General features: G+C 55.5%; 15 protein-coding genes and 1 pseudogene. 11 read left to right on the top strand and 5 right to left on the bottom strand.

The features are described 5' to 3' along the window. Positions 1-333: 333 nt before the first annotated feature. A complete protein-coding gene (locus DSCA_RS14575; protein WP_167527785.1) occupies positions 334-2,280 on the bottom strand; it encodes a c-type heme family protein in 1,947 nt (648 codons plus the stop codon). 808 nt (positions 2,281-3,088) lie between these two features. On the opposite strand from DSCA_RS14575, the gene DSCA_RS14570 reads away from it, so the two are divergent. Beyond that, positions 3,089-3,583: an acyl-CoA thioesterase gene (locus DSCA_RS14570; protein WP_155317113.1), complete on the top strand. Its 495-nt coding sequence runs from the start codon at positions 3,089-3,091 to the stop codon at positions 3,581-3,583. A 496-nt stretch (positions 3,584-4,079) separates the two neighbouring features. Continuing rightward, positions 4,080-4,217 (top strand): annotated as a pseudogene (locus DSCA_RS14565) (dodecin domain-containing protein); the annotation flags it as partial. A gap of 302 nt (positions 4,218-4,519) precedes the next feature. Here the strand turns inward: DSCA_RS14565 and DSCA_RS14560 are convergent. Next, a complete protein-coding gene (locus tag DSCA_RS14560; protein WP_231716494.1) occupies positions 4,520-5,434 on the bottom strand; it encodes a DMT family transporter in 915 nt (304 codons plus the stop codon). A gap of 397 nt (positions 5,435-5,831) precedes the next feature. Here DSCA_RS14560 and DSCA_RS14555 point away from each other — a divergent pair, with 397 nt between their 5' ends. Beyond that, positions 5,832-6,770, top strand: a complete 939-nt coding sequence (locus DSCA_RS14555; RefSeq protein WP_231716493.1) for a UbiA family prenyltransferase — start codon at positions 5,832-5,834, stop codon at positions 6,768-6,770. Positions 6,771-7,006: 236 nt separating this feature from the next. Here the strand turns inward: DSCA_RS14555 and ubiE are convergent, their stop codons facing one another. Beyond that, positions 7,007-7,825: a bifunctional demethylmenaquinone methyltransferase/2-methoxy-6-polyprenyl-1,4-benzoquinol methylase UbiE gene (gene ubiE / locus DSCA_RS14550; protein WP_155317111.1), complete on the bottom strand. Its 819-nt coding sequence runs from the start codon at positions 7,823-7,825 to the stop codon at positions 7,007-7,009. A gap of 286 nt (positions 7,826-8,111) precedes the next feature. After that, on the bottom strand, positions 8,112-8,813 hold the full coding sequence (gene ubiG / locus DSCA_RS14545) for a bifunctional 2-polyprenyl-6-hydroxyphenol methylase/3-demethylubiquinol 3-O-methyltransferase UbiG (RefSeq protein WP_155317110.1): 702 nt from the start codon (positions 8,811-8,813) through the stop codon (positions 8,112-8,114). Between the two features lie 840 nt (positions 8,814-9,653). On the opposite strand from ubiG, the gene DSCA_RS14540 reads away from it, so the two are divergent. The 5 genes from DSCA_RS14540 (at position 9,654) to DSCA_RS14520 (ending at position 14,430) form a co-directional block, all read left to right on the top strand. Beyond that, positions 9,654-10,109: a hypothetical protein gene (locus DSCA_RS14540; RefSeq protein ID WP_155317109.1), complete on the top strand. Its 456-nt coding sequence runs from the start codon at positions 9,654-9,656 to the stop codon at positions 10,107-10,109. Positions 10,110-10,277: 168 nt separating this feature from the next. Continuing rightward, positions 10,278-11,027: an enoyl-CoA hydratase/isomerase family protein gene (locus DSCA_RS14535; RefSeq protein WP_155317108.1), complete on the top strand. Its 750-nt coding sequence runs from the start codon at positions 10,278-10,280 to the stop codon at positions 11,025-11,027. 327 nt (positions 11,028-11,354) lie between these two features. Beyond that, positions 11,355-11,573: an amphi-Trp domain-containing protein gene (locus DSCA_RS14530; RefSeq protein WP_155317107.1), complete on the top strand. Its 219-nt coding sequence runs from the start codon at positions 11,355-11,357 to the stop codon at positions 11,571-11,573. A gap of 662 nt (positions 11,574-12,235) precedes the next feature. Then, complete coding sequence (locus DSCA_RS14525; RefSeq protein WP_167527784.1) at positions 12,236-13,114, top strand: arginase family protein; 879 nt, start codon at positions 12,236-12,238, stop codon at positions 13,112-13,114. Positions 13,115-13,353: 239 nt separating this feature from the next. Further along, positions 13,354-14,430 carry a Cj0069 family protein gene (locus DSCA_RS14520; RefSeq protein WP_155317105.1) on the top strand — a complete coding sequence of 359 codons (1,077 nt, stop codon included), beginning with the start codon at positions 13,354-13,356 and terminating at the stop codon, positions 14,428-14,430. Positions 14,431-14,469: 39 nt separating this feature from the next. Here DSCA_RS14520 and DSCA_RS33220 read toward each other — a convergent pair whose 3' ends face one another. Continuing rightward, positions 14,470-14,736: an ester cyclase gene (locus DSCA_RS33220; protein ID WP_155317104.1), complete on the bottom strand. Its 267-nt coding sequence runs from the start codon at positions 14,734-14,736 to the stop codon at positions 14,470-14,472. Between the two features lie 297 nt (positions 14,737-15,033). On the opposite strand from DSCA_RS33220, the gene DSCA_RS14510 reads away from it, so the two are divergent. The 3 genes from DSCA_RS14510 (at position 15,034) to DSCA_RS14500 (ending at position 21,783) form a co-directional block, all read left to right on the top strand. Continuing rightward, positions 15,034-15,828, top strand: coding sequence for a PstS family phosphate ABC transporter substrate-binding protein (locus DSCA_RS14510; RefSeq protein ID WP_155317103.1), 795 nt, complete (start codon positions 15,034-15,036; stop codon positions 15,826-15,828). Between the two features lie 97 nt (positions 15,829-15,925). Continuing rightward, the gene (locus tag DSCA_RS14505) at positions 15,926-18,025 is read left to right on the top strand and encodes a methyl-accepting chemotaxis protein (RefSeq protein WP_155317102.1); all 2,100 of its coding nucleotides are present in this window, start codon (positions 15,926-15,928) and stop codon (positions 18,023-18,025) included. Between the two features lie 278 nt (positions 18,026-18,303). Next, the gene (locus DSCA_RS14500; protein WP_155317101.1) at positions 18,304-21,783 is read left to right on the top strand and encodes an ABC transporter substrate-binding protein; all 3,480 of its coding nucleotides are present in this window, start codon (positions 18,304-18,306) and stop codon (positions 21,781-21,783) included. Positions 21,784-21,886: the final 103 nt, after the last annotated feature.

The following is a 21,886-nucleotide window of genomic DNA, read 5'->3' as shown; positions in this document are numbered from 1 at the left end:
GGTCGGAAACCACAGGTTATCTCCAAACGGAACTTTAAACAGCAAGGGGTGTGCCACGGTCATCTGTGTAAAAAAATGATATAATATCAGATAGATGTCTAGCCGTGGCGGAGCCGGCGGGGCAGGACGGTGACGCCTGAAAGCGGCACCTTCAGGGATGCGGATGCAGCCGGTTGAAAGGGTCCGGGAGACGCTTAACCAATCGGTTATATAGGGAAAAAGAAGATTTTCGGCAAGCAGGGAAGATTGCTCGGACCCCCTGCCGCCATAAGGCTGCACCTGACGCTCCGGGGCGGCAGCCGATGCAGGCCGCCTTTGCGGATGGGGATCGCGTTATGCGGCTGCCTCGTCAATGGGCAGCCGGATGGTGAAGCGGGTGCCCCGGCCCGGAGCCGAATCCACGGTGATGCGTCCCCCGTGCTGCCGGATGATGCCGTAGCTGACGGAAAGGCCCAGGCCGGTGCCTTTTTCGGGCCCCTTGGTGGTGAAAAAAGGATCGAAGATTTTGGAGATGTTCTCTTTCGAGATCCCCGGTCCGGTATCGGCGATGGTGATGTCCAGCTGCCGCCCGTCTTTCGCCAGCGCGGTTCGGACGGTGATGCGTCCGCCGTCGGGCATGGCCTGGCTGGCGTTGATCAGCAGGTTCATCAGCACCTGCTTGATCTTGTTGCCGTCCACCGTTACCGGAGGGAGGGTGGCATCGAACTGCCGCTCAATGGTGAACCGGTCCTTCTGAAGCTGAATGTCCAGCACCGAGACGACCTCTTCGATGCAGGTGTTGATGTCGGTCCTGCTCATGCGGGGTTCGGCGGATCTGGAGAAGTTGAGCAGGGCTTCCACCACGGAGCGGCATTGCTCGGTATGCTTGCGGATGATCCCCACGTCGCTGAGGATCTGGGCATCCGCTGGCTGCGACTTGGCGATGAGGTTGGCATAGCACTGGATGACACCCAGCGGGTTGTTGATCTCGTGGGCCACGCCCGAGGCCAGCTGGCCGATGGAGGCCAGCTTTTCCGTCTGGGCGAGGTATTTGTCCATGCGCCGCCTGTCGGTGACGTCCCTGAGCATGGCGGTGATGCCCGCAAAGGCACCGGCGTCATCCTGCCTGGCCGTTGCCGAGACCATGATGGACATTTTGCTGCCCACGCGATCCACCATTTCCACCTCCAGGCCCTGTACAAACCCTTTTTCCCTCATGGTCCGCATGAAGCCCAAGGCGTCTTGCGCGTCGAAGAAAAACTGGAAAAAGGATTCCATGGACAGGGCCTCGGCCCGATCCGTGAATCCGAAAAGGGTCATGCCTGCCGCATTGATGTCTTTCACCCGCTTGGCGGCATCGATGGTGATAATGGCGTGCTGGCTGGTTTCGAATATCAGCCGGTACCTGGCCTCCGAGATCTTGAGGTCGTTGTGGGCCTGCTGGAGTTCTCCGGCAACCGTCTCGAAGGCCCCCTTGAGTTCGGCGATCTCATCCCCCGACGAGAATACCAGGGGTGTTTCATTGACGTTGGCGGGACCGGCAATGTTGCGGAAGGTGGACAGCAGGCCTTTGAGTTCCAGGACGACGGTCCGGTTGAACAGCAGGTAAAAGAGCCCCCAGAGGAAAAACAGGGAGACCGTTGCCAGCAGAAAGGTCAGCCAGGCCGCCTCCTTGATCCTGACGAAGCTGAATCCCACGGGGATATAGATCGTGTCGGCCGCCACCACGTCCCCCAAACGGTAACCGTAGCCGCCGTCATCGCCATAGATGGCCCTCATTTCAGAGGGTGAATCCGCCGGATTGCCGTGGCACCGGAGGCATTCTTTTTCGGCATATATGGCCCGCATCCGGGTGTAGTAGGCATTGTTATTTTTGTTGATCAGGCCCTGCCACTCACTGTGGTCCGGGTTTTGTGAAAACCATTGGAGCATGCCGTTTTCGAAATCGTCGGCCAGGTTGACCGGGTTCATGGGATTGGCTGCAGCGCGTCGGTATTCGAATTCCGGAAAGCGTGCCTGGATGCGGGCCATGACTTCACGCCCGACATAGGAGGTGGACATGGCCTGGGGCATGAACCCGTCCGGAGGCATCAGCGCCGCCACATGGGGACGCAGCACGTCCTTGACATAAGTGCGGGTGGCATCGGCCGTACTTTCCAGCAGCTGGGTTTCCTTGTAGATTTCATCGGAAACCATGCCCTTCAAAAAGTGATAGGCGATGGTTGCGGCGGTGACGCAATACAGGAAAAGGATGCAGGCGGCGCCGAACTGGAATTTGTTTTTTGCGGACAGTCTTTTCATGAGCACGGTTCCTCTGAAATCGGACATACCCCAATCTTGTATTAACGCGTCGCTTGCGCTTCCGGCTTCTGCAGCGTCGGGGATTTCGCAGTTGAAGCAAACGTACCTCCTGATCATTATACAAAAATGATGCTTAGGCAACCATTGCAGATCGGGCCTTCGTTTCAGCCGTGGCTCCCTTCGTCGGCACGTTTTGACCTTGAGGTTTCCTGATCGGGGCATGGCGACCGATCGACTTCGGGTTGGGCTGGATCGGAAACGACACATTGAATCAACACCTGAATGCACCGTGCGATTGTGAAAAAATGTTGGACGGTCAGCCGTTGACCGGTAATTGACAATTCCAGAATTTTGAGGATACTCTCAATCTGTATTGGGTCGTGCAAAATGATTAATTGTAAACAGTGGATCAGGAAGGAGAGAACCTATGTTCGCGGCCTATGTTCCATGGCTTTTGTGCGCTTCCGGAATACTGGGTGTTGCATTGGGGGGCAATCGATCTATTCCTGGGGATCGTAAGCCTGGGTCCAGTCGTGTTCATTGTGGCCGGGGTCGCTTTAATCCAGGGGCTGCTCACAGGATTGCACATCACCGATCATCATGGTTTGCTAAATCTGCTGAGAGGGTCGTTGAAATGAGACACTTGCCGAATCAGATTCAGCAGGCGGAAGGCGGTGGGCCCGAACCAGATGCATTCGTTGGGACACTGTGGGCCTGCTGCGCAGGCGGGCCCGCCTCGCCTTATTTTTCCTGGCTGCGAATAGGATGACTTCGAGGACTGTATAATTTTGAAAAAATCGGAGCTAAAATGCAAAACCTGCTAAAAAATTATCCGGTGATAATCGAAATACCAATAGCATGGGGTGACATGGATGCCTTCCAGCATGTTAACAACATAAATTATTTCAAGTACTTTGAAAGTGCCCGCATTGCATATTTCGAAAAAATTCATTTTAACGAACAAATGATAAAAACCGGTATCGGGCCCATTCTCGCAAACACGCACTGCAAGTTCAAAATCCCGTTAACTTATCCCGATCATGTAAGCGTCGGAGCAAAAGTGGATGTAATAGAAAACGACCGTTTTTTAATGAAGTACTTGGTGGTTAGTCATAAACACAAGAATATTGCTGCGTTGGGTGAAGGGATGCTGGTTTCATTTAACTATAATGAAAATAAAAAAGCAGCCATCCCTGATGAAATAAGGGCGCAGATTACCAATCTTGAAAAGAATGTTAATCAAGATTTCCAGGGCGGACTTGGGTCGTTCGTCAAAAAGCGAAGGTCACCCACCCACCCCTGAAAACAAGATTTACTTGATTCCAAAACCTCGGGCGGTGTTACCTGTAATTTGCCCCTCCTTGGAATGATCTCAATACCTCTGCAATCAGAATGAAATGAAGATAAGGACTTAAAAACATACCACGCCATACGGACCTGTCTCCCAATCAACCCCCTGAAAGATTAAATCGCTTGTCTTTTGTATTTGCCGTTGTGCCCATTTTTCCTGCCATTACTTCCAATAGGGACCTTTGTTTGAGAGAAAAATTCTCAGACAGCCTGGAAAATAACTGACACACATCTGCTGCGATCTTGGCTGTGGATCCTGTTAACTTATAATTTTTATCATTATTTCTGTTTGTTACACATGTTCTCACTTTTGTTGGTGTTGGCACAAAAGTTGTTGGTCAATTTTTAGTCATCCATTTAAACTTTGAAAGGAGAGGGCTATGGAAGAAAGCGTTTACAAAGTAATTGAAGTTGTCGGTTTTGCTGAAACTTCATGAGAGGATGCTGCCAAGGCTGCTGTCGCCGCTGTTGATAAATCTGTTCGCGATATGCGCATAGCCGAAGTTGTCAAAATGGATATGCGTCTGGAAGATAACAGGATTGTTGGCTACAGGACCAGGGTGAAAGTATCGTTTAAACTTGAATAATTCACGCATGAAAGTGCCCCGGAAATAACAACTCCGCATCTGGGGATACCGTTTTAAGACAGCCCGGGGCCAAAACGGCAGCGCCGGACTGTCTTTTCCAGCCTGAACCGAATCAGATGCGAGCCTGAATAAAGTGCTCCGGCGATTAAATGCCTCGCCCGGCCGTCATTCCTGCGTATTGTGTCCACTCATTCCGCTGCCAGTTGACCACAGCGTTGCCACCCCCAATTTCCAAAGCGCGGTGAAGCCGGATTAATCTCGTCAAGTATCGGTCAGGGCAGGTATCCGCCTCCATGCGATTCTCAGCCGCTTTTCATCGCAAGCCGTGCGCGAATGTCCGGCAGGTTTACTTTTGCCAGCGAGAGGGCATTGCCTGCCAGGATAACGGCCACGCCCGCCACGGCAGGCGGCGACCACCGGTAGCCCTCGAAGAGGGTGGAGATGATCAGGGCGATGATGGGAAACAAAAGGGTGGCATATGACGCCCGGTCCGCACCGATCTTGCCCACCAGGGTCAGGTAGCAGCCGAAGGCGATCACCGAACCGAACAGGGCCAGGTAGAGCAGGGAGATCACATAGGGGGCGGACGGATCGAAGGTGAAGGGCTTTCCCGCGATCAGGGCCGCCGCCAGCATGAGCAGGGTGCCGTAGGCCATGCCAAAGGCGTTGGTCTGGACCACCGGCAGGCCGTGGCGCTGGTTGCGGACAGACAGGATGTTGCCGAAGGAGGCCAGAAGGGTGGCCGCCATGCTGAGCACGAACCCCTTGAAGCCATCGTGGGCCAGGCTGAAGCCGGACAGTTCCGGCCAGAACACCAGGCCGATGCCGCAGATGCCCAGGCATGCGCCGCAGATCACGTTGGCCCGCACCGGGGTTTTCACAAAGATGCGGCCGTTGAGAATGTTCCAGAAGACGATGGTGGAAAACATCACCGCCACGATGCCGCTGGTCAGGTGCACCTCGGCCAGGTAGAAGAGCCAGTAGTTGAGCGCAAACAGGCAGGCCCCCTGCAGGGCGATGAACAGGTGGTCTCGCGTGGAAAAGCGCATGGGAAGCCCGCGCAACCCGCACCAGGCGATCAGCAGGATCGATGCCAGGGTGAACCGGTAGATCACGGATACCATCGGATCCACATCCCCCAGTTGAAATTTGATGCCCAGCCAGGTCGATCCCCAGACCAGCACCGTAACGGCATACAGTGACAGATTTCTGATCAATGCGGATTCCTCTTCGTTGGTTGTCCGCCGGCATTCAGGCAGGGACAAGACAGCCTATCCCGGCGGATGGAACAAGGGCCTATCACCTTCGCGCAATTAAGTACAGATGCAGAATTTGAAAAAAAAGGCATAACAGAACGGGCCATCGGCATGACTGCCCGATAACTGCGCGAATGAAATGAAAATGAACCTCGCGCAGCCACCGTCGATCACGGCTTATCAGAGGCGAAAATCGATTCGGCCGGGGAATGAATCGATAAGGACCTTACCGGTTCGGGCGTGGACACCGGATTTTCGTTGGCCCTTCAGCTTGAAATTGACAAATCATTACGATTCTGACAATTTGCAGCGATCTTGAATCCAACACCCAAACCCATTAACCGGCAGCATGAAAACAATGACTCTACAAGCCATTCTGACTCATCCGCGGCTGAAGCTGTTCCTGGCCCTTTCCCGCACCCCCCACGGGATCATCGATATCGCCACCCCGGCACTGGCCGCGCTGCTGTGCCTGGGGCATTTCCCCTCGCCGGTGACCACCCTGCTGGGGCTGATTACCGTCTTTGCCGGCTACACGGCCGTATACGCCCTCAACGATCTGGTGGACTATCGCGCGGACCGGGAGAAAATCCGCGCAGGTGAATACGCCGGCGGCGAGGATTATATGGACCTGGACAGCCTGCTGATGCGCCACCCGCTGGCCAGGGGCGTCCTGACCCTGCCCGAAGGCATCCTGTGGGCGGGGGGATGGGCACTGGTGGCCATGATCGGTGCCTGGCTGCTCAACCCGGTATGCTTCTACATTTTTCTGGCCGGCGGCCTGCTGGAGGCGATTTACTGCCTGCTGTGGCGGGTGACGCCACTGCGGGCGCTGATCAACGGCATCGTCAAGACCCTGGGTGCCGTGGCCGCCGTTTATGCGGTCAATCCCCAGCCCTCGGCACTCTTTATCTTCGTCCTCTTCGCCTGGATCTTCTTCTGGGAGATCGGCGGACAGAACATCCCCAACGACTGGACCGACATCGAAGAGGACCGCCGTTTCAGGGCCCGGACCATTCCGGTGAAACTGGGCCCGGCACGGGCCGGCCTGCTGGCACTGGCCTGCCTGGTGGCCGCCTTCCTGTCTACCTTTCTGCTGGTGTGGGTCTCACCGCTGACCTTTGGTTTCATTCACCTGCTGGCCCTGGCCGCCATGGGGGTCTGGCTGCTGCTGCTGCCGGTCCTCAGGCTCGTCGACGCCAACGACCGCAAACAGGCCATGGATCTGTTCAACAAGGCCAGCTATTTTCCGTTGAGTGTGTTTGGGGTGGTGCTGGTCCGTCTTCTAATATTTTAATCGATGGCAGGTTGGGGCCCATATCCGCGTTCTCGGGTTATTGCAATCCTCAACCTAGCGCAGCTACGCCTCCGGTTCCAATAACCCTGCGGCCTTGATCTGAACTCCAACCTGCCATCGATGGCTGCATCGCCATTCAAGATTGGCAGAATTCCTTCACTCGACCCCTTGGACCCCTCTGATCCTCGAACCCTTTTCTTAGCCTTGGGAGAACGCCGATATGGACCGCAAGATGCCTATTCTGATTTTGTACCCACATGGGCCACACTGATTCCATTGGTCATCGCCTTCCAACGCACATTGCGCAGCCCGACGTCGGCCAGCATGGCCGCCAGTTCGTCGGGCAGGGGGAACATGCGGATGGTTTCGGGCAGGCAGGCGTAGGATTCGGCCGATCCGGCCAGCAGCTGGCCCAGAGCCGGCATGATATTGAACGAGTAGAAATCGTAAAGGCTTCGGAATAGGGGGTTGGTGGGCTGTGAGAACTCCAGGCACAGGAAGCGCCCGCCGGGCTTGAGTGTTCTCACCATCTCGGAAAACCCCTGCCTCAGGTGGGTGAGGTTGCGGATGCCGAAGCCCACCATGGCACAGTCGAAGGTGTTGTCGGGAAAGCTGATCCGTTCGGCATCCCCCTGGACGTAGCTGATGTGGGATCGCGAGGGGAAGGGATCGATCTTGTGGCGGCCTGCCCGGATCATGGCGTAATTGATGTCGTAGATGGTCACCTGTCCCGCCGGTCCGGTGCGCCGGGCCGCCAGGATGGCCAGGTCGCCGGTGCCGCCGCAGACGTCCAGCACCCGGTCCCCGGGACCGACGCCGAGCATGCGCACGGCGGCGCGCTTCCAGGCGTGCTGAATGCCGAAGCTGAGCAGGGAGTTCATGAAGTCGTATTTGGGGGCCACCCGGTCGAAGTGCACGCGCACGGCATCGGCCTTTTGGTCCTCTTCGAACTCACGGAGGCCGAAGCGGGCCTTGCCGGTGGCGCGGATGTGGTCGTCCAGCTGTTCCTGTCGCTTCTTGTTGTCAAACCAGCGGGGGTTGTTCCAGAGGGCCATCGATACGGTCCTTTCCTAATTATTATGGTTTCGAAAAAAAGGCCGGGATCTGCGGACCGTATAATCCCTTGCTTCTTCGACCGACGCGGATGAACCGCAAATTACAAATAAATTCCAAGATTCCAGTCTCAAAAAAGGAAGAAAATGGATTGCCGTTTGTTTTTATTGAGGTTTAGCAATTGTGATTTACTTGGGATTTGGTATTTGATTATTGTAATTATTACGTTACCCCGTCCATCGTGCAAAAAATCAAATTGCTATTTTACAAGACGTCATCGCTCCATCATCATCGTATGAAATGCATCAGGTAATTCATGCGCGTGCTGCGGCAAAGCGCAGCGTGTCCGCCGAACGGGATGTAGCGCAGGCCGGACATATTCTCAAGGCGCAGACCGGCGTCGGCGCCCCATTTTTTCAGTTCGTCGGGTGTTACCAGTTTGCGGTATTCGTGGGTGCCTTTTCTGACGATACCCATGATGTACTCAGCGGCCATGATCACCAGCAGCCAGGAGAGCCAGGTGCGGTTGACCGTGGCGAAAAAGACGCTTCCGCCGGGGCGCACCAGCCGGGCGCAGGCGGCGATGATGGATGCCGGCCGGGGCACGTGTTCGAGCAGTTCCATGCAGACCGCCATGTCGTAGTGTCCCGGCGTTTCTATCGAATGGGCCTCGGCCGTGATCCGGCGGTAGTCGATGTCCAGACCGCTGGTCCGCATATGGGACCGAGCGACGGCCAGGGACGCCTCGGCCATGTCGATCCCGGTGACCCGCGCCCCGCAGGCGGCAAGCGCCTCGGACAACAGCCCCCCGCCGCAGCCCACATCCAATACCCGGCTGCCGGCGAGATCGGCACGGTCGCGCACATAGGCCAGACGCACCGGGTTGATGTCGTGCAGGGCCGCGAATTCGCCGCGGCGGTCCCACCAGTCACCGGCCATGGCCGAGAAACGTGCGATTTCGCCGCTGTCGATGTTGTCGCCTGGGTTCATATCTTGCGGATATCCCGAAAATAGCGTTTGCATAAAAAGTGGATAGCTGCAGCTATCCGTTAATGGATCGACACGAAATAGCAGATTGGCGGAAGGGGATCAAGGAACCCGCTGCAAAATATGGCGCGTCAAGCCAGACCCGGACCAAACGGAAGCAGAAAAGTGGGCAAGGCATCCGATAAATGCAATGCAACGCAAAGGGGAAGATCCTTTGAAATGGTCTTGCAGGCTTTAAGCAGTCCTAAATAGCGCCCATCCATAAATGGTTATTTTGCCCGATCTCTGCGTTGTGTGAAAAATTTTATCCTCGGAATATCAGCCAGATGCCTGCGGTATAATTTTTCGCGCGCCCTGATCTGGACCAAAATCCCTCATTTCTGGACGGACACTAAATACGGTAAATCGAAAATACATCCATTGATGAGGTTGGCAAATATTGCCTGGCAGCGTGAAACTTCGAACCAAAATTAGTGAAGGGCAGATATGAGCAAGCGTTAGCGAAATTTAATTTCTCAAGAATAAAAATGGACGTATTGGCGCGATAACCTGCACACCTGGGTCTTGAAATTTGAAACTATCGCCGATAGTATCCATAAAATGGAAATGATGAAGATCTGGCTTTCAACGGTATAGAATTCAATCGATCGCATCAGGTAAATTATTGGTCCGGGGGTTAAACTCCCCGCACACCTTTAATTCAGCCGCAAGCCGGGCACGCTGGGATGCTTCAGTGCTATCCAGATTGCCTTGGACGCCGGATCAAGTCCGGCATGGCGAACCCTTACCCGTGTAATCGCCCGGTTAACAACTCTGACAGCTGCTGCAACAGGGAGATGCAAGGTGATCAATCTGACCAGCAAGGCGGCCAATTGGTTTCGCATCGACTGGAAGGATCTCGAGGAGCGTTCTGGAGACTTCTGGAAAGTGGACGCGGTGATGGTCGGCCGCGTCCCGATGGTGTACATTGTCCACGAATATACCCTGTTCACCCTGGTCCGCCCTAAATCGCAGCTTCGCGATCCTCTGGCGATAGCCGATGAGGTCAGGTGGGCTTGCCCGTGGTACCGCATTCCAGCGGCGCCTTCCCTCGGCAAGAATGGAAATCGAAGGCTGACAGGCAGCATCGGTGAAATGAAACGGATGACCCTTGGATTGTATTCTCCGGAGCAGATCAACGGGATGGAAATGTCCATCAACCAGGGTCTGTTTTCCTATCTGTCCACAGGTCCGGATGGATACCTGACCCCCTTCGAAGCGGTCGAGAGCTACGTCAAAGGGCAAACCCCCTGGTTGTAACCTCGCATGAAAGGGGCTTGGAAAGGGATCGCATTTGACGCTCAGGCGTTGCCATGGCGTTCTTGGTAGGCATTTCCCATCCCTGAACGGCGCTTTTCGCCGGTTGGTGTACTCGTTCTTGTCTGCACGCAAAGCGTTTTTCAACGTCCTGCCACAGCGGAGAGAAAAATGAAATTTGTCAAAGTGGAAATCGTCGACGGTATTGCTGCCGTTTCACTTGGCCGCGGCAAGGTGAATGCGCTCAACGACACGATAGTCGATGAGTTGATGCAATGCCTGGAGAAATTGGCCGCCGATGGAGACATCCGGGCCATCGTGCTTACCGGGCGGGGTAAATTTTTCTCTTTCGGATTCGATATCCCCGAGTTTCTGGCCTTCAGCAAAGCGGCGTTCACCGATTTTCTGACCCGGTTTGCGGGCCTGTACGCCTACCTGTTCACCTTTCCGAAACCGGTTGTGGCCGCTCTCAACGGCCACACGATCGCCGGCGGGTGCATGCTGGCACTGGCCTGCGATTACCGGATCATGATTTCGGGCAGAGCCAAAATTTCGCTCAACGAAATAACTTTCGGGGCATCCGTTTTTGCAGGCAGTACCGAAATGCTGAGGTTCTGGGTCGGCAGCGCCAGGGCAACCGAAGTCCTTTATTCCGGTGCCATGTATTCGGCCGAAGAGGCCCTGGATATTGGCCTGGTTCAGGCCGTATCCCCGGGAGAGTCGCTGATCGATCGGGCCAGGCAGGTCGCCGATGATCTGGCCGCCAAGCCCGCACCGGCTTTTTCAGGCATCAAATCCCTGCTGAGAAAACCCGTCGCCGAGGAAATGATGCGGCACGAGGCCGCATCCATCCGTGAATTTGTGGAGATCTGGTACACGGAGGATACCTGGGTGAATATCCAGAACATCAAAATACGCTGAGCCCGGACGTTGCACAAAAACGAGCCGAATCGAATTTACCCCGGCGTTGCAAACGTCTGAGGGGTTCAGAGTCAAGACGCCAAGGGTGAAACCGTCGTAATTTACTGCGATCCCCTGGCAACGCAGGATCTGGACGCCTCAGGCTTTCCCGGTAGGGTAAAAAAATGAGAAAATTGTCGTTACCCCTTGGACTGCACATTTGGGCAATGGCAGAGCGCAAGGAGAGGTCACGGTGGTTGTTCATAATTTCAAATAGTAACAAAAATTTCTGCATTTTTCATGCATCGCTGGGGCTTAAACATTTCAACCGCAAGAAGGGTGAGACTTATGAAAGCAGAAAGAGACATTGAAAAATCATATCCCAAAAAGGATTTTGTTGCCAAGTTAAGGCGATTGGCTGATTCCATCGAAAATGGATCCAGATTCGCCATTCAAATCGCAGGTGAAAGGATTTATGTCCCTGTGAGGGCAACATTTAATATTGAGCATGAAAGAGAAGGCGCTGAAGAAGAAATTGAATTTCAGATTAAATGGGAAAATGAGTAGATCCCGTGCGCAAAAGCAACCGTACCCGCAGAGTCGATTCTGCCCTATTCATGGTGGCGGCTCTCAACAATGACGCGCTGATCCGGGAGGCCCCGGCGCTTGTTGGATGCAATACCCCCCGGCGGTTGCCCACGCTGGCGGCGTATGAAATTTCAGTTGCTGTGCGGCAAAAGACCCAAGGGTGCAAATGCCGCTTAATGGCAGTAGATTGAACCTCAGGCTGTGTCCGAGTGACCCGGAGAGGTTCGGAATGATCCGGCGAGATAGTTCAATCCGCGATCGATTTTTCGAACAATGAACATCGAACGTCCAATGATGTAATCGCTACGCTCCGCCGTTTGACCAGAAAAGGAGTTCATTCGTTGCCGGCTGTGAAGGATGACAGAACACCAAAACGACAGAATTCGATGTTCGATGTTGAACATTCAGCGTTCGGCGTTCATGGATGTTTTTTTCAGCCCCCCTCGAGGGGGCTTCATCAGACCACCCGCTTGGGTGGTCGTTAATTCGGCAGCCATGCCTTGTGTACAACGGTGGGCGATCCCATTGTGGCCGGAAATGGAGGGGCTGCATAACCGGGAAATTGCCTGCGAATGTGCGCCGCCGGTCGCGCCTGCCTCCCACCGGTGATGAGGCCGGTGCGTTTTCCCCAGCCGAGGTGGATGATGATGATCGGTATATTGGGTATCCCCTTTGACGGAGACGGTACCCGCCCGGAGATCGAGAATCCTGCAGCCGTACTTCGCAAAGCGGGCCTGTCAAATATACTGACAGGCAGTCGTCATACGATGCTGGATTTAGGTGATCTTGAAATTCCTGATTTTGACGGGAATCGAGACCCGAGTACCAGAATTCTCAATCTGGAGGCATGGAAGGAAATCTCCCGGCGCTCCGCCAAAAGATTGCTTTCGATTCAAAAGAAAATCAATTTTGTTGTCATTCCCGGAGGTGACTGTTCCATCCTGTTGGGCATCTTTGGGGCCTTCCGGCTGGCCGGCAGACGTGTGGGCCTGATGATCCTGGACGGTCACACCGACTATCGAGACCCCTCCTCCTCTCCGTCAGGGGAGCCGGCGGATATAGCGCTGGCGATCCTCACAGGCAGAGGACCGGACGGGGTAACCGGATTGTTCGGGCTGCCCCCCTTGGTCCAGCCTGAAGATGTGGTTATTTGCGGATATCGGGAACCGGACCTGATTGCGGAATCGACCATTCATCACTTCGACCATCACGTATTCAGGAAAACCGGTGCCGAAAACCTTGCGAACAAGGCACTCTCGCTGCTTGGGCATATGGATCGATTGTGGTTTCATTTCGATGTCGATGTTCTCGATCCCATCCTGATGCCCGTCTCCTTCCCTGAGCCGGATGGCCTGAGCTTCGAGGAAACGCTGGCGTTTCTCTCCACCGCCCTATGCTCCGGAAGGTTCTTGGGGTTGAGTGTCGCCTGTTATCATCCACGCCTCGATCCGGATCTCGATGCGGCCTCAAAGATCGTAAAGTTGATCGGTTCGGCCTTGTCTCCAGGCCTCTCTCCATAACGACCCGCGTTGTTGTTTCTATCGGCCAGGCGCATGGTTGCGCTGTCTCAGCTGCGGGCAGTCCGGTTCGGATACCATCCCATTTTCACGATTAGCCAGGCTGTCCCGTGATCGATTCCGAAATGACCTTTTACCCCCTGAAACCTGAATACGCCATTCGACATTGAAGCCGATAGTGATTACCGTTTTTATTCCCGTTAAATGCACATGGCACTGGCGCCAATGATGGAGGAGATGCCATGAAAAAAATCCACACTGGAAAGGTTGCGATTCTTTATCCCGGGGATCGCGAGGCAAGGCAGCGTGCTACCCCTGAGAACAATCGGCTGGCCCCGGTGTTCCAGGCGCTGGCCAGCCTCGATCTTACTGCTGAGCCGGCGGTATACCACGATGCGTTTTGCGGGGAGGTCCGCCGGCAGCTGATGGACGTCGATGTCGTGCTGGTGTGGATGAACCCGATCCAGGACGGGCGGGACCGGTCCATGCTGGACGCCATGCTTCGCGAGGTCGCCGGTTCAGGCATTTATGTCAGTGCGCACCCTGATGTCATCCTCAAGATGGGCACCAAGGAAGTCCTGTATCGAAGCCGCGATTTAGGGTGGGGATGCGATACGCATCTTTATCGCAGCATGGACCAGCTGCGTCGGGAACTTCCGGCACGGTTGGCTTCAGGCGAAGCCCGTGTCCTCAAACAATACCGCGGCAACGGCGGGTCCGGTGTCTGGAAGGTCGCTCTGGCGGAACGGGGTGGCCGGCCGCAGCCGCAAACGCTCCTGCGCATCCGGCATGCGAAGCGGGGGAGTGTTGAAGAGCAGGTGCCACTTGATGAATTTCTCACCCGGTGTGAACCGTATTTCAGCGGACCCGGCCGGATGGTCGACCAGGCCTACCAGGCGCGTCTGCCTGAAGGCATGGTCCGCTGCTACCTGGTGCACGACAAGGTTGTTGGCTTCGGGCATCAGGCGGTCAATGCGCTCTTCCCGGCGCCTCCCGGCGCGCCACCGTCCGAAGCCCCGCAGCCCGGACCGCGCCTGTACCATCCCCCCACCATGCCGCAATTCCAGATGCTCAAACGACAGGTGGAACAGGAATGGGTGCCGGCACTGCAGCGTCTGCTGGACATTCACACGGAACGCCTGCCGGTGCTCTGGGATTGTGACTTCCTGTTGGGGCCAAAAAACGCTTCAGGCGAAGACACCTACGTGCTCTGCGAGATCAACGTCAGCAGCGTCGCACCCTTTCCGCAGTCCGCGCCGCCTTGCATCGCCGAAGCGGTTCTGGTCCGGCTGCAGGCGGGTGCACCAGGGCGGCGGTGAGGACCGCGCAGGCTTTTTGACGCTCTATCGCGTCCGGTCCTACGGTGCTGCCATCAATACCCCGAAAAACCTTTGATCTGGACCCGGGGAGGGCTGCCCTCTCGATCCCGGCCGACACCCGGCGAAGGGATGACGCCAGGTTGCTGCATCATGCGCCAACTGTCCACCTGGCCCCCGAGGCGCCGCAACCTTGCCATCAGTCATGCGGACGGTGTCGACCACGCCAGCGGATACGCACCTGCCGGTAGGCGCAATACCCATCAGGCCACCTTTGCGGGTGCCGCTCCAGGTTCCGCGGACGACCATCTTCCCGGCACCCGTCCATGAAAAGAAATCTCTCAGGAAGAAGTATCCCTGGAATTATTTTTTTTCAAACATTCTCATAATTTTCTTTTCTCATTGGTTAACGATTTAAATATACACAGCATTCTGGCCATCAAAAATTTTCTCAAGTTTTTTCTCTTATCGCCGATCGACAATATGTAATCGTTAATTGAGTAAAAGCTCGTTTGTTTCCCGCTTTGGATCGAAACGGCTTTTGCGTTCTCTCCATAGAGAGAAGCGGCCTTATGAGGGTCTATAACCATTGAGGAGGTAAAAAAGATGAAAAAGTCAATCACAAGCGTTGCATTGTCGGTCATGTGCCTGTTCCTTTGCGGCCCGGTTATGGCGGATGAAATCACCATTGTTGGAACGGGCAGCGGTTCTTCAGTGCTCAAGGCGATTGGTGACGCCTTCAGCCAGAGATGTCCCGGCGTGACCGTAGCCGTTCCCAAGAGCATTGGATCAGGCGGCGGCATAAAAGCGGTTGGTTCCGATAAGAATGTCATCGGGCGCGTGGCCAGGGGAATAAAAGATAAAGAGAAATCGTATGGCCTCTCCTACATGCCATATGCAAAGAACCCGATCATCTTTTTCACGAATAAAAGTGTCGGGATAGACAATCTGACCGCCCGGCAGGTTTGCGAGATATACAGCGGAAAAATCACCAACTGGAAAGACGTCGGGGGCAGGGATGCCAGGATCAGGGTGATCCGGCGAGAGGATGGTGACAGTTCTTTGGGGGTGCTGCTGAAATCATTTCCCGGATTCTCGGAAATTACCCTGACGCCACGATCCAAAACAACCCTCAGCGATCCCAGCACCTGTGAACTGGCCGAGAGCAAGGCCGATGCCATCGCCTTCGGTACCTATGCCAACGCTCGAAATTACAACGTCGATATTTTGACCATCGACGGCAAGGCGCCCACCGAGATGGATTATCCCTATGCCGGAACCCTTGCCCTGATTTTCAAGGAGAAAAACAAGACCGGCAGTGTCAAAAAGTTTGTGGAATTCTCTACATCCTCAGCGTCCCACGCCGCTATCAGGCAGGCCGGCGCACTGCCCGTTCTGTAACAGCCCGGTATGCTCCGGGGGCGATGGATCCCGCCTCCCGGAGCAACCCTCTTTCACCCTGCCTTTTTGGCAATCCGGTCAGTCGGGGGTGCATGTCATGAAAAGCATTAAATATAAAATACTCATCAGCTTTCTTGCCGCCGTATCTCTTATCGGCTGCACGACCATGGGACTGATATCATGGAAACTCGGCCAAGGGATTGCGCAACAGTCAAAAATACTCTCAGAGGATATGGTCTCGCGTACCAATCGGATGATGGGCAGCCACAATCTGCTGATCAAGTCCTTTCTCGATGATCTCAGAGAAGACGTCGGTCGCATTTCCGAAAAAATAAGCCATGACCCGGCCGCCGCGGCCATTTTAGAGAGCCAGCAAATCACTGTCATCGCCCAGTTTCTTCAAAAATCTAGCATGGAACTGGGAGCGGACTTTGCCCTGATGTATGACCGTGGCGGGAAATTACAGGCATCCTTTCCCAAAGATGTCGATGCACTGGTCCTGGAAGGCTATTACGACGCCCTGAAGCTCGGGAAAATGGTCGAAGACGCCAACAATGGCCAAGTCTCAATTGATGACGCCAAACTGGATTTGATTTCCAGGTATGATTCATCCTTTCTCTATAACCTGGGTCTGGCCGACCGGGATATTGCCGGAAAAGGCGCAATCGTCATCGCTTCCTCGACCGTCGTTACCGATGATTTTGGCGATGCGATCGGGACCTGCATTACCGGAAAACTGCTCAACCATCATGATAAATTCCTCAAGCAGACGAACCGGATTCTGGGATCCGTGGGTATCCTTTACCTCGATTCCATTCCCATCGCCCACGCAGGCTTTGAGACCGGCAGCGATTTCGATGCGGGCAGCCTCGAGTTGGCGCCCGATGCGCTGTCTGAAATATATGCCGCCGGCCAGGCGGTAAATATGGTCCTTCCCCTTGCCGGGAAGCGATATGTGGCCTCGTTTTCAGCAATCAGGTCCGTTGAGGGTGAAAATATCGGTGCTGTGTGCGCTGGCGTTCCGGAAGATCAAATCGTCGAACTTCAGAACAAGGTGCATCTTCTGGGAGATCAGACCCATCGCAATGTGCAGGCATGGTTCCTCGTGATCAGCGCTGCATCGCTGTTTGTTCTCGTCATTGTTTCACTGACGATCGCCGTAAGCATCGTTCGGCCCATCAAAAGCCTCACCGAAATGGTCAAGGACATTGAAAACAGCGGGAACTTCACCAAACGAATTGACATCGCCGGCAAAGATGAAGTCGGTGAGCTGGCAAGATGTTTTAACGCCTTTATTGAAAAACTGCAGACGATCCTGACGGATATTGCTCACGGTGCTGAAACGCTGACGTCCTCATCCGAATCGCTTTCCGATCTTTCGGGCCTGATGTCCGATGGCGCCGGCACCATGTCCGGCAAGTCCAATGCTGTGGCCGCTGCCACTGAGGAGATGGACGCCACCATGAGGTCGGTGGCGGCGACGATGGAACAGGCCGCAGACAACGTGAGCATGATCGCCACCTCCGCCGAACAGATGACGGCATCGATCAAGGAGATTGCCCAAAACAATGAAAAGGCCATCACCATTACCGGCGAGGCGGTTTCCGAGGCCGAAAGCGCATCTGACAAAGTGGATAGTCTGGGATTGGCCGCACGGGAGGTCGGCAAGGTGACCGACGCCATTACCGAAATTTCCGAACAGACCAATCTGTTGGCCTTGAATGCGACCATCGAGGCGGCCAGGGCCGGGGACGCCGGAAAAGGGTTTGCCGTGGTGGCATCAGAGATCAAGGCCCTGGCCAGGCAGACCGCGGATGCCACGGAGGAAGTCAAGATCAAAATCCAGGGGATTCAGGCTTCCACCGAAGGGACGATCACCCAGATTGAAAAGATCTCGAGGGTCTCAAGGGATGTCAATGAGATTGTCTCCACCATTGCCACGGCTGTGGAGGAGCAGTCGGTAACCACGGGAGAGATTGCCGGCAACGTGGCGCAGGCCTCCCGGGGAATCCAGGAAATCACAGCCAACGTGACCCAGTGTGCCGCAGTGGCAGGCGACATCACCAGGGATATTTCTGACGTCAGCCACTCGACCGATGAAATGTCAGGCAGCTGTTCCAATGTGAATGTGAGTGCCCGGGGGTTGCGTCAGCTTGCCGAAAAACTGAAGGACATGGTGAGGCAGTTTACCGTGTAGCCAATGGCAACGAAATCATTCGGGCGGTTGCCTGTCCGGGAGGCACCTGCAATCAAATGACAGGCACGCCCGTTTGATTTCGGGGCCGTCTCCTTGCCAAGACCACCGGTCGGATATACAATGAAATAATAAAATTGCCGCTGAACGCTCTTCTCGTGCCCGGTTGACCCTCATTTTCTCCGATCCCATGCCGGCGGCAGTTGAAACCCTGGCCGGCTGCCATGTGTACCGGCGCTCACCCGGCCTGACCGGTCGACCCATCACCATGGAGAGTCGTGTTGCTGCGCACCAGACCCCAAGCCCCCCTGTCGTCGACGAGCCGCCGGGTCACCGTGATCCTGACGGTGCTGGTGATGATCCTTCTGCCGGTTGATGCCGCCCGGTCCGCCGACCCGGTGGTGCTGCAGCTGGCCTGGAAGCACCAGTTCCAGTTTGCCGGATACTATGCGGCCCTGGCCAAGGGCTATTACGCTGAAAGCGGCCTGGATGTGACCATTGTCGAAGGCGGCGAAGGGCGCTTTGCCCGCGATGCGGTGGTGGGCGGCAGCGCCCAGTACGGCATTGCCGGTGCTGAACTGATCCTGCACCGGGCCGACGGTGATCCCCTGGTGGTGCTCGCACCCATTTTTCAGCATTCCCCTTCCATTCTGCTGACCCGTGCGGATTCCGGAATCAGGCATCCCCAGCACTTGATCGGCAAACGGGTCATGCTGCTGCCGGGAAAACTGGATGCCGATATCCTGGCCGTTTTCCTGAACGAAGCCATTTCCCTGGATGCCATCGACCGTATCGATCAAACCTATCGTCTGGAGGATCTCATCGGGAACCGGACCGATGCCGTCAGCGCTTATGTGACCAACGAGCCCTGGCTGCTCGAACAGGCGGGCATTCAGGCGGGAATCATCAGTCCCGCCACCTACGGGGTCGATTTTTACAGCGACTGCCTGTTTACCAGCGAGCGGGAAGTGGCAGACCATCCCCAGCGCGTGGCCGCTTTTCTGGATGCGTCGAAACGCGGCTGGGCATACGCCATGGCCAATCAGGAAGAAGTCATCGACCATATCATCGATCAATATCGGATTGAGAAAACCCGCGATCACCTGCGCTACGAAGCCCGGTCCATGGAGGACCTGATCCTCCCGAAACTGGTGGATATCGGCCACATGAACCCCGGTCGCTGGCGTCACATTGCCGATACGTTCCATCAACTGGGGCAGCTGCCCGCCGAATACAGCCTGCAGGGCTTTCTTTATGATCCTGCGCCGGAAAGGGATTATACTTGGGTGCGCTGGTCGCTGGCCATATCTTTCCTGCTGCTGGCGGTGGTCGGCGGTATTGCCATGTTCCAGATACGTTTCAATAAGAAACTGGCCCGTGAAATCAGGCAGCGGGCATGTACGGAAAAAAAGCTCCAAACGCGTACAGACGAGTATCAGGCACTGTTTGAGCGTGCCAGTAAAAATGAAAATCGATTCAGGGCGGTTTTTGAACACATGACAACCGGTGTGGCCATCTATGAAGCTGTTGATGATGGTGGCGATTTCATATTTAAAGATGTCAACGCCGCCGGTGCCCAAAGTGGCCGTTTGGCGAGGGAAGACCACATCGGCAGGCCCATTTCCGAGGTCTACCCCGGTGCCTGGGAGATGGGCTTTTTCGATCTGCTCCAGCGGGTATGGAAAAGCGGCCGCGCGGAGAGTTTCCCGCTGGCCCGATACGAGGATGGCCGCATTTCAGTCTGGGTTGAAAGCTATGTCTGCAAGCTGCCCACGGGGGAGATGGTGGGCGTGTACAACGATGTCACCGAACGGGTGAAAACCGAGGCCGCCCTGTCGGAATCCAGGCGCATGCGCGACACCCTGATCGCCAACCTGCCCGGGATCGTCTTCCGCTGCCGGCTCGACCCGGACTGGACCATGGAATTTCTCAGTGAAGGCTGCCTGGGGATAACCGGATACCCCCCGGATGCATTCATTGAGAGTAAAATGCTGCGTTTCAGCGACGTCATCCATTCCCGGGATCGTCATCGGGTCTGGCGGGAAATCCGGCATGCGCTGGATAAAAGCGGCGCCTATGAAATCGAATATCGTATCATTCGAAAAGACGGTGAAGTAAGGGACATCGGTGAACGCGGCATTCGTGTGGTGTCAGATACCGAAAAACCGGGCATCCTCGAAGGATTCATTGCCGATATCACCGAACGAAAACGGGCGGAGCAGGCGCTGCGAGAGAGCGAGGGAAAATATCGCAGCATTTTCGAGAATGCCGTGGAAGGCTTTTTTCAGAGTACCCCTGAGGGGCGTTTCGTTCAGGTGAACCCCACTTTTGCCCGCATGCTGGGGTACGACTCACCGGAAGAACTCGTCGGTGCCATCACCGATATTGAAAGCCAGTACTATATTGATCCGGAAGATCGGCGCCGGTTTATGCAGCATCTCCGGCAGTTCGGATCCATAGAAGATTTTGAATTCAGGGCCCGGCGGAAAGACGGCTCCCCGATATGGGTGTCCAACAGCACCCGCGCGCATGTTGATGCCGATGGGCATGTGGTTCGTCATGAGGGGATCGTGATGGACATCACCCAGAGGAAACAGGCGGAAAAGGAAAAAGAAGCACTTCAGGTGCAACTTCGCCAGGCGCAGAAACTCGAATCCATCGGCCACCTGGCAGGCGGAATCGCCCACGATTTCAACAATATCCTCTCGGCAATCATTGGATACACCGAATTGACACTCGAAGATGTTGACCCCGGGACGCTGCTTGAAAACAATCTTCGGGAAATATACACGGCCGGAAATCGGGCGAAGGATCTCGTCAAGCAGATCCTCGCTTTTGCGCGACAGTCGGATGAAGCGCTCAAGCCCATCCGGGTCGACAAGATAATCCGTGAAGTGCTCACCTTTCTCCGGTCTTCGATCCCCGCCACGATTGACATCAGAAAAAATATCGAGAGCGCTTCTTCCATAATGGGCAATGCCACCCAGGTCCACCAGGTGCTCATGAACCTTTGCACCAATGCGGCCCATGCCATGGAAGAACAGGGCGGCGTTCTCCAAGTCAGTCTCAAGGATGCATCTGTCGATGACGGTGCCCGCCGGATAGAACCGGGTTTGCCCGCTGGAGACTATGTGGAGATAAAGGTCTCGGACACCGGCTTCGGGATCGCGCCGGAAATCATTGATTCTGTTTTTGACCCGTATTTCACGACCAAAGGCCCTGGAGAGGGCACGGGAATGGGGCTGGCCGTGGTCCATGGCATCATTCAGAGTTACGGCGGCAGGATCACCGTCGACAGCCATCCGGACCGCGGTACATTGTTCACGGTTTACCTGCCGGCAACCCATGCGCGTCGACAGCAGGCCGCCTTTGAGCCGGAGGCGCTTCCCACCGGTCGGGAACGCATTCTGTTTGTCGACGATGAAGAGCCCATCGCACGAATGGGCAGCCTGATACTCAGTCGGCTGGGGTATTCGGTTGAAACGCGGACCAGCAGCGTGGAGGCGCTGGCGCTTTTTCGATCCAAACCCAACGATTTTGACCTGGTCGTCACCGATATGACCATGCCGAACATGACCGGAGACCGTCTGGCGGTAGAAATGATGCGAATCCGGCCGGGTATCCCCATCGTTATCTGTACCGGCTACAGCAAAAAAATATCGGAACAATCGGCCGATGATATCGGCATCAGGGCATTTGTTTACAAACCGGTTGTCAAGGCCGATCTGGCGGAAACCGTGCGCCGCGTGCTCGATGCGTGAATCGGAAAGGAACCCGGCATGCCGACACGCCGGTTCGGCCCGGTTGACCGGCCCCTGAAGCGGGAAAAAACATGCCGGCCCGAAGGTCGGCATGGTGATCATG

The organism is Desulfosarcina alkanivorans (assembly GCF_009688945.1).
Lineage (GTDB): Bacteria > Desulfobacterota > Desulfobacteria > Desulfobacterales > Desulfosarcinaceae > Desulfosarcina > Desulfosarcina alkanivorans.
Note: the sequence above shows the minus strand (reverse complement) of the source record. Positions and strands in the feature narration are given on the sequence as shown.